Genomic DNA, 2,268 nt, shown 5'->3' with positions numbered 1-2,268 from the left:
TGGTCTGCCGGGTGGGCGGCGCTGTGCCTCGGGCACACGACCGTGCCGGTTCACGGCGTGTCGGACGCCAGTCCGACCCGGTAGGCGAGGACGACGGCCTGGACGCGGTCGCGCAGGCCGAGTTTCGCCAGGATGCGCGACACATAGGTCTTGACGGTCTCGGGCGTGATGAACATCGCCGCGGCGATCTCCGCGTTCGACAGCCCCTCGGCGATCAGCCGGAGCACTTCCAGCTCGCGGGGGGTCAGTGCGCGCACGATGTCCTGCCTGGCCGGCCGGGAGGTGTCGGCCGGTCGCAGATGCTGGGCGAAGTGGCCGATGAGGTGGCGGGTGACGGCGGGTGCCAGTAGGGCCTCGCCCCGGGCGACGGTGCGGATGCCGCCCACCAGTTCCGCCGGGGGCGCGTCCTTGAGGAGGAAGCCGCTCGCTCCGGCGCGCAGCGCGTCGTAGACGTAGGCGTCGACGTTGAAGGTGGTGACGACCAGGACCTTCGGCGCGTCCTCGGTGTCGGGGCCGGCCAGTTGCCGTGTCGCCTCGATGCCGTCGAGCAGGGGCATCCGGATGTCCATCACGACCACGTCGGGGCGCAGCCGCCGCGCGGCCTGGACCGCCTCGTGGCCGTTCTCGGCCTCCCCGACGACCTCCATGTCGGGCTGCGCGGAGAAGATGGTGACGTAGCCGGTCCGCACCAGCGCCTGGTCGTCGCAGACGAGCACACTGATCGGTGGCGGCGCGTCGTTCACTGGGGTCACTCCTGAAGGGGCCTGGACGGAATCGTGGCGCGGACCTCGAACCCGCCCTCGGGCCGGGGACCGGCCTCCAGTTCACCATCGAGCATCCGCACCCGTGCACGCAGCCCCGCCAGTCCTCGTCCGCCCGCGGGGCCCGGCTTCCGCGTGACCGGTGCGGCGACCGGTCCGTCGGTGGTCACCTCGATCTCGATGTGCTCGGCACCGTGCCGGAGCAGGACCCGTGCCGGCTTGCCTGCCGCGTACTTCATGGCGTTGGTGAGCGCCTCCTGCACCACCCGGTACGCGGCCAGTTCCACGTCCACGCTCCGCGGCCGCCGCTCACCCTGCTCGCTGAACCCGACCGGCTGGCCCGACCTGCGGGCCTGCTCGACCAGGTCCCCCACCCGCCCCAGGGTGGGTGCCCGGCCCGCGCGCGCCGGGTCCGCGGACGCCGACTCGCCGGTCGCCTCCAGGACGCCGAGCAGGTACCGCAGTTCCGTCAGCGCCCGGCGGCCGGTGTCGCTGACGGCGGTCAGTCCCTCGCCGGCGCGTTCCGGCGCGGACGTGAGCAGGAACTGCGCCGCGTCGGCCTGGACCACCATGGCCGTCACGTGGTGGGTGACCACGTCGTGCAGTTCGCGGGCGATCCGCGCCCGCTCCTGCCACCAGTCGAGCGGCGCCTGCAGCGGCGGGAGGCTCCAGGGCGCCTGACGGGACATCATGTCGGTTTCCTCCGGTCGGTCTGTCTCAGCGGCTCGTGTGCCGGCGGGTCCTGATTCCGCCGTTCCGGCGGGCGAGGACGAGCATCGGGGCGGCGATGGCCACGCCCATGAGGACGGGCATGATCGACGCCTCCAGACCGAAGCTGCCGCCGGTCAGAAGGGCGGAGCCGTGGGTGTCGACGGTGAACAGACCCTCGGGGGCGTGTCCGGAGACCGGGATGCCGAGCAGCTGCTGCGTGAGGTTCCAGGCGAAGTGCAGCCCCACGACGAACCAGATGTTACGCCGCCACAGGAACGCGGCTCCGAGCAGGACGCCCGCCTCCAGAGCGATCGCCACTGCGCTCCACGCGTTCGCGCCCGGGGTTCCCAGATGGGCGACACCGAAGAACAGCGAGGTGATCACGAGGGCGGCCCGGCTGCCCCACAACTGCTCCAGAGCCTGCAGGGCAAGACCGCGGAACAGCAACTCCTCGGTGACCGCGGCGCCGATCTGGACCACCACCGCGGTCCAGACGACCGACATGAAGCCATCACCCGCCCAGGAGAACGAATAGCCTCCGAATGCCGTGATCAGGAGGGCGGAGACGAGGATGAAGCCCAGGCCGATCCCACCGCCCAGCAGCACTTCCCGGCCGGCCCCGGCCCGGGCGATCTCCGGCGTGGAGCGTCGTGCGACACGGCGCATGACCAGCCAGTACACGGCCACCGCGGCGACCGCGCCCAGCACCGGCACCGGGCCGGGGCCGGTCGCCGTCAGGCCCGAGACCAGGCCGATGCCGACCATCCCCGTCAGCATCCAGCCCAGCGGAGAACGC

Annotated in this window: 3 protein-coding genes; all 3 read right to left on the bottom strand. The window is 72.2% G+C overall.

What is annotated here, in order from left to right; translation table 11 throughout:
• Nucleotides 1-50 precede the first annotated feature (50 nt).
• Nucleotides 51-743: a response regulator gene (locus CUT44_RS08685; protein WP_100201597.1), complete on the bottom strand. Its 693-nt coding sequence runs from the start codon at nt 741-743 to the stop codon at nt 51-53.
• 5 nt (nt 744-748) lie between these two features.
• A complete protein-coding gene (locus CUT44_RS08680) occupies nt 749-1,453 on the bottom strand; it encodes a sensor histidine kinase (protein ID WP_233221318.1) in 705 nt (234 codons plus the stop codon).
• Between the two features lie 25 nt (nt 1,454-1,478).
• On the bottom strand, nt 1,479-2,268 hold a 790-nt coding region (locus CUT44_RS08675; protein ID WP_199185655.1), incomplete at its 5' end, for a CPBP family intramembrane glutamic endopeptidase.

It is taken from the genome of Streptomyces carminius, from assembly GCF_002794255.1.
GTDB classification, from domain to species: Bacteria; Actinomycetota; Actinomycetes; order Streptomycetales; family Streptomycetaceae; genus Streptomyces; species Streptomyces carminius.
Note: the sequence above shows the minus strand (reverse complement) of the source record. Positions and strands in the feature narration are given on the sequence as shown.